Here is a 6,137-nt window from a genome sequence, read left to right as displayed (position 1 = left end):
CGCAGATTGTGCTATAACAGAAGTTACCAATAATATTGTTTAGCAAGAAATCTATAGCAATGACTGAATCTGCATTACATCAATTAAAGAATTTAACCACTGTGGTTGCCGATAGTAGTGATCTGGAAGCAATTGAAAAATTTCGCCCTTTGGATGCCACTACCAATCCATCACTGATCACGGCTGCTGCTGAACAACCCGAAAGCAAGGAACTGATTCAAGATGCCTATACTCAGGCAAAACAGGAAAATTATCAGGGTGATGAACTGATTGAACGCACCATTGATATTTTAACTGTGAAATTTGGTGTTGAAATTTTAAAGCTGATTGATGGCCGTGTATCAACTGAGGTAGATGCCTCACTGTCTTATGATACCGAAGCGACGATTGCCAAGGCACGTGAACTCTCTAAGCTTTATCAGGGCTATGGCATTGAACAGTCACGCATCCTGATCAAGATTGCGTCAACATGGGAAGGCATTCAAGCAGCTAAAGTGCTGGAAGCTGAGGGAATTCCATGTAACCTGACTTTGTTGTTTGGTCTACATCAAGCCCAAGCCTGTGCTGATGCCAAAGTCACACTGATTTCCCCATTTGTTGGTCGTATTCTGGACTGGTATAAAAAAGCTGAGGGCGTTGATCAATATCCAATTGAAAAAGACCCTGGAGTGCTGTCAGTTAAGAAAATCTATAACTACTACAAACAACATGGGATTCCAACCCAGGTCATGGGTGCAAGCTTCCGCAGCACAGCGCAAGTTTTAGGCTTGGCAGGTTGTGATTTATTGACGATTGCGCCAAATTTATTGGCGCAACTGGAACAGGATCAGCAAACGCTTACAGCTCAGCTCAGTACCGAAGCAGCACAACAGGCAGAAAAAATTGAACGTCCTACCCAAACCAAAGAAAGCTTTAAGGCAGAACTTGAACACGACTTGATGGCTTTCCAGTTACTGCAAAGCGGTATTGATGGCTTTATCAAGGCGCGTGACCAGCTCAGTTTATTATTACGCCAATCATTTGGTATTGATGCTGAAATCCAGCCTTAATTAGTCGATTTTTCAACTATAAAAACCGATTTTTGTTACTATAGCAAGAATCGGTTTTTTAATGAGTTGATTGTGTTTGGTATCACAGATTTAACCACTTACATCATTGGTACAGTGTTGATTATCTTATTACCTGGCCCCAACTCGTTATATGTAATGTCGGTTGCCTCACGTTATGGGATCCAAACAGGTTTTTGGGGTGCATTGGGCGTATTAACAGGCGATTCTATTTTAATCCTGCTGACTATTTTTGGAGCAGCATCCCTGTTACAAGCTTTTCCAATTTTATTTGTGATTTTAAAAATAATCGGGGGTGCCTACTTAGCCTATTTAGGTTTTAAATTATTACAGGGCGCTTATCAAACATGGAACACACCACAACAGCACGCTGAACTGCCTGATTTACCTCAATTAGATCAAGTTCATCCTTACCGTACAGCATTGAGTATCAGCCTGCTTAATCCCAAAGCCATCCTATTTTTTCTGTCTTTCTTTGTGCAGTTCGTCAAACCAGACTATGCCTATCCTGCATTAAGTTTTTTAATTCTGGCGATTATTCTGCAATTGATCAGTTTTAGTTATTTAACCGCCTTGATCTTTTCTGGTATTAAATTGGCAGCTTTTTTTAAACATAACCTTAAACTGGCAGCAAGTGGTATTTGTCTGGTTGGCATCCTGTTTTTTGGTTTTGGTGTTAAACTCGCAACCTCAACGCTGGCTTAATGCTACTTTTGATCAAATGATCAATTTATTCAATCATTTTAGAACTACGATTTAGCGAATATTAACGATATACTTTTCAACAAATTTTAATCAACTATAGATGCATTGATGCAACGCCTTATTCAAGATTTTTCCATTCCTGCGGTATTTGCTGGCTTTATTACTTTCCTGATTGGGATTAGCGTTTCTGCGGTCTTGGTGATTCAAGGCGCACAATCTTTAGGGGCAAATACTGCACAAATCAGCTCATGGTTTTGGGCACTGGGTTTGGCAATTGGTCTATCAGGCTTAATCCTGTCATGGAAATATAAATATCCCGTGGCAACAGCATGGTCGACCCCTGGGATTGCGTTGATTATCGCTTCTACAGGCCATTATGATTTGTATGAAGCAATTGGTGCTTTCTTAATGTGTGGCGTCGCAATCGCAATCGTTGGATTTTCAGGCATTTTCCAAAAGTTAATGGCGCATATTCCGCAAAGCCTCACGTGTGCGATGCTTGCAGGAATTTTATTAAAATTTGGCATACAGATTTTTAGCAGTATGCAAACTTATCTGGGTTTTATCCTGAGTATGCTGCTGATTTATCTGGTCTCAAAAAGACTGTTTCCGCGTTACAGCATCGTACTCACCGTGATTTTAGGAGCGATGATTTGCCCATTCTTTATCGAGTTTCAATTGCATTCCATCACATGGTCTTTGGCACAACCTGTCTGGATGCAACCTGCATTTTCATGGTCTGCCTTACTCGGTCTGGCTTTACCGCTGTTTGTGATTAATATGACCTCACAGAACTTGCCTGGGATTGCCATGATCAAGAGTTATGGCTATCAACCGCATGTCAATCAACTGGTCGGCTGGACGGGTGTTGCCCTGTTTGCAACCATTAGCCATAACGTTGCACTTGCTTTTGCCAATGTAGAAGAACGTGAAGCAGCCTTGCTGACTTTTTTATGTAGTGCTTCTGGTGTGCAGTTCTGGGGGATTGGTTCCGCTTTTTGGGGATTGATCTTAGGTATTTTTGTTTTGATCCTATTCAGGTTGAAACTAAAAAATAAGCCTTAGTATCCTAAGGCTTATTTAAGAAATGAATTGGTTAACCGTTATTTTTCATCCAAATCTTTCTGCGCCTCTTCATCGTTTAAAATCCGTCCAGCCTGTTTAGGTCGAATTAATGGTGCAGTTGGACGTGGATGGGCATTGGTATATTGCAGACCCACACCTGCATAAACGTCATCCGCAGCGATTTCTGTTTCAAAACGCTCATTATCACGCTCACGAATTTCATCGGCAATGCGCTGAACCTCATCTTCATCGACACCCAGTTCTTGCAAAATCACGCCGCCAAACTTAATTGCTGATTCAAAGGTTTCACGAATCATATAATCCACTTTTTGCTTGACTAAATAAAGTGAGTGTTCACGGTCATAAGAACGTACCAGCAGCTTGGCCAGTGGAAATTCGTGCGTCACCAGCTCCACAATTCGATTGGTGGTTTCTTTACTATCGACACACACTACGATAGCCTGAGCTGTGGCGGCTCCTGAAGCATGCAAAATATATAAACGACAACCGTCACCATAATAGATTTTAAAACCGAATTTTTCCGCGTTTTGAATCATGTCAATGTCATTATCAATAATGGTGACATCAACGCCTCTTGCCAGTAATAATTGACTGGTCACCTGCCCAAAACGACCAAAACCAATCATTAGCACACTGCCACTCAAGCCTTCAGCAATATTGACATTGTCTAAATTGATCTGATCTTTGGTTTCGGTAAAACGTTTAAACACAATGCCTAAGATTGGAGTCAATACCATAGACAGTACAATAATTGCTGTTAGATTCGACTTAACGGTATTATCAATGACTTGAGCGGAGACAGCAGTAGAAAACAGAACAAAGGCAAATTCACCACCCTGGGCCATCAGCAATGCACGATCCAGTGCTTCGGTATGTGAACTTTTGGTAATGCGGGCAACGATATAGATCATCAGTGCCTTGGCAAACATCATCGCCAACACACCACTTAGAATAAGCTGCCAGTTTTGCGCAACCACGGAAAGATCTAAAGACATGCCTACGCCAAGGAAGAACAAACCCAGTAGTAAACCACGGAAAGGCTCAATATCAGCTTCAATTTGATGTCTAAAGGTCGATTCAGACAACAGCACGCCTGCCAAAAATGCACCCATTGCCATAGATAGACCGCTTACTTGCATCAACAATGCGGCACCTAAAACCACAAGAAGTGCTGCGGCAGTCATGACTTCACGTGCCTTGGCAGCGGCCAACAATCTGAATAATGGATTAAGTAACCAATAACCTGCGGCAATTAAACCCGCTATTGCAATAAGTCCAAGACCGATACTTTCTAAACGTGTTGAGGTTGTTTCAACCACATGGTTGGGTGCCATAAAAGCCACAATTGCCAATAAAGGAACAATCAATAAATCTTCGAATAATAAAATGGCAACGATCTTTTGACCTTGAGGTTGAGCAATATCCCCTCGATCGCCCAATAAATGCATCACAATGGCTGTCGACGTCAAGACAAAACCTGCGGCACCAATGAATGCAACTTGCCAGCTAAAACCAAATAGCAAACCAACACCTGTGAGAGCTAAGGCACAAGCAACAATCTGCAAAGTCCCTAAACCAAAGATTTCACGTCTTAAACTCCATAAATGCGAAGGCTGCATCTCCAGACCAATCACAAATAAATACATCACAATGCCTAATTCGGCAATATGCAAAATCGAGGCAGAATCATGGAAAAATGCAAAGCCGAACGGCCCAATAATCAGACCCGCAATTAAATAACCTAATACTGAACCTAAGCCAATGCGCTTAAAAATAGGAACGGCAACAACCGCTGCCGCGAGAAGCACCACTGGTGCAATTAAACTAATAGAATGTGCTTCTGAACTCATACAGTTCTCATTGTTATCTAGCTGCTTTCATTTTATGTGAAACATTACACGTTTTATATATCATTTATGAGACAATGTATCTCAACTCATTCATTTAACAGCTTTTAAATCACTGCTTTTTCAAGAATAAAACAAAGGCTTAATTGATTGCATTTTTATCCCAAAAAGCCTGTCGAATTTGAGGCATTGCATTAAGGTGATTAATCATGTGCTGAGCTTCTTCAGCATCAATTGAGGTTGCAATGAGTGTCACCTCAATCTCAACTTCTTTTTCCCCAAATGGCGTGACATCAATATCTTTTGCAGGGTAATTATGATGTTTTAAGGTGAGATTCAGTTCATCCATTACGGCTTTGCTATGGCTACGATCACAAATGATATAAATCACATGCAAAACCTCAGTGTCATCGTCTAATGGACGACGATCGATCACATGCACGATCGGACGCAGCAAGGTATTAGCCGCCAGAATAAATAAGGTGGCGATAATAGCCTCTACGATTAGGTCTGCGCCCGCAGAAGCTCCCACAGCTGCCGAACACCACAGAGTAGCAGCTGTATTTAAACCATGAATATTGCCTTCTTGACGCATAATCACACCGGCACCCAAGAAGCCAATCCCTGAGACCACATAGGCAATCACTCGGACAGCTCCATCTGCCCCCGTGAGATTTATTGCAATATCTACAAAAATCGCAGCGCCAACGGCAACCAGTACATTGGTTCTTAACCCTGCCGTCCGCTGCCGATACTGACGCTCTATACCAATTAATGCACCTAAAGCGAATGCTGTAACAAGGCTAATTAATGTATCAACGATATTAGATAAATCAATATGTTGTAGAAATTTTAATTGCATTATACACCTATTGTGTTATTGCCAGCCATAACGGCGGATATACATTGTTTTGACCCATTGTGTCACACACATATAGGCAATCAAGATGAAAGGTAGATAGAAAAAATAACTTAGCGGTAAAGCTTCCAATTTCAAATAGCTAGCTAAAGGCCCCATTGGTAAGAATATACCAATACACATAATGATTGCAGTCATGACCAGTAATGGTGTTGCAGCTCGGCTTTGAATAAATGGAATTTTAGCGGTACGAATCATGTGCACAATCAATGTTTGCGTCAACAATCCCACAACAAACCAACCCGATTGGAACAAAGTTTGCTGTTCTGGCGTATTCGCAGAGAACACAAACCACATCAATGCAAATGTAAGGATGTCAAAAATTGAACTAATCGGCCCAAAAACGATCATAAAACGCCCCACTTCCTCAGGTTGCCAACGTTGCGGCTGAGCAATCAACTCTTCATCGACATGGTCAAATGGAATCGCAATTTGAGAGATATCGTAAAGCAGGTTCTGGATCAGTAAGTGAATAGGCAACATTGGTAGAAATGGAATAAAAGCACTGGCTAT

At 41.5% G+C, this 6,137-nt stretch carries 6 protein-coding genes; 3 read left to right on the top strand and 3 right to left on the bottom strand.

What is annotated here, in order from left to right; all coding sequences use genetic code 11:
• The first annotated feature begins 59 nt into the window (after window positions 1-59).
• The 3 genes from tal (at window position 60) to B4H32_RS07435 (ending at window position 2,837) form a co-directional block, all read left to right on the top strand.
• Window positions 60-1,049: a transaldolase gene (gene tal / locus B4H32_RS07445; RefSeq protein ID WP_286801145.1), complete on the top strand. Its 990-nt coding sequence runs from the start codon at window positions 60-62 to the stop codon at window positions 1,047-1,049.
• 72 nt (window positions 1,050-1,121) lie between these two features.
• Window positions 1,122-1,772: a leucine efflux protein LeuE gene (gene leuE, locus B4H32_RS07440; RefSeq protein ID WP_004677871.1), complete on the top strand. Its 651-nt coding sequence runs from the start codon at window positions 1,122-1,124 to the stop codon at window positions 1,770-1,772.
• A 108-nt stretch (window positions 1,773-1,880) separates the two neighbouring features.
• Window positions 1,881-2,837, top strand: coding sequence for a benzoate/H(+) symporter BenE family transporter (locus tag B4H32_RS07435; protein WP_004680973.1), 957 nt, complete (start codon window positions 1,881-1,883; stop codon window positions 2,835-2,837).
• Window positions 2,838-2,875: 38 nt separating this feature from the next.
• Here B4H32_RS07435 and B4H32_RS07430 read toward each other — a convergent pair whose 3' ends face one another.
• From B4H32_RS07430 to B4H32_RS07420, 3 genes are all read right to left on the bottom strand, one after another.
• Window positions 2,876-4,708, bottom strand: coding sequence for a monovalent cation:proton antiporter-2 (CPA2) family protein (locus B4H32_RS07430; protein ID WP_286801142.1), 1,833 nt, complete (start codon window positions 4,706-4,708; stop codon window positions 2,876-2,878).
• A gap of 139 nt (window positions 4,709-4,847) precedes the next feature.
• The gene (locus B4H32_RS07425) at window positions 4,848-5,567 is read right to left on the bottom strand and encodes an MgtC/SapB family protein (RefSeq protein ID WP_005240823.1); all 720 of its coding nucleotides are present in this window, start codon (window positions 5,565-5,567) and stop codon (window positions 4,848-4,850) included.
• 15 nt (window positions 5,568-5,582) lie between these two features.
• The coding region (locus B4H32_RS07420; RefSeq protein WP_286801140.1) for a cation transporting ATPase C-terminal domain-containing protein at window positions 5,583-6,137 on the bottom strand (555 nt) is incomplete at its 5' end.

It is taken from the genome of Acinetobacter sp. UBA2063 (assembly GCF_002333245.1).
GTDB lineage: Bacteria > Pseudomonadota > Gammaproteobacteria > Pseudomonadales > Moraxellaceae > Acinetobacter > Acinetobacter parvus.
This window is presented reverse-complemented; position numbering and strand designations above follow the sequence as displayed.

Bases quoted from the DNA above. Each gene is read 5' to 3' on its own strand.
- B4H32_RS07430 (WP_286801142.1), bottom strand. From the start codon at position 4,708: ATGAGTTCAGAAGCACATTCTATTAGTTTAATTGCACCAGTGGTGCTT.
- B4H32_RS07425 (WP_005240823.1), bottom strand. From the start codon at position 5,567: ATGCAATTAAAATTTCTACAACATATTGATTTATCTAATATCGTTGAT.
- B4H32_RS07435 (WP_004680973.1), top strand. From the start codon at position 1,881: ATGCAACGCCTTATTCAAGATTTTTCCATTCCTGCGGTATTTGCTGGC.
- tal (WP_286801145.1), top strand. From the start codon at position 60: ATGACTGAATCTGCATTACATCAATTAAAGAATTTAACCACTGTGGTT.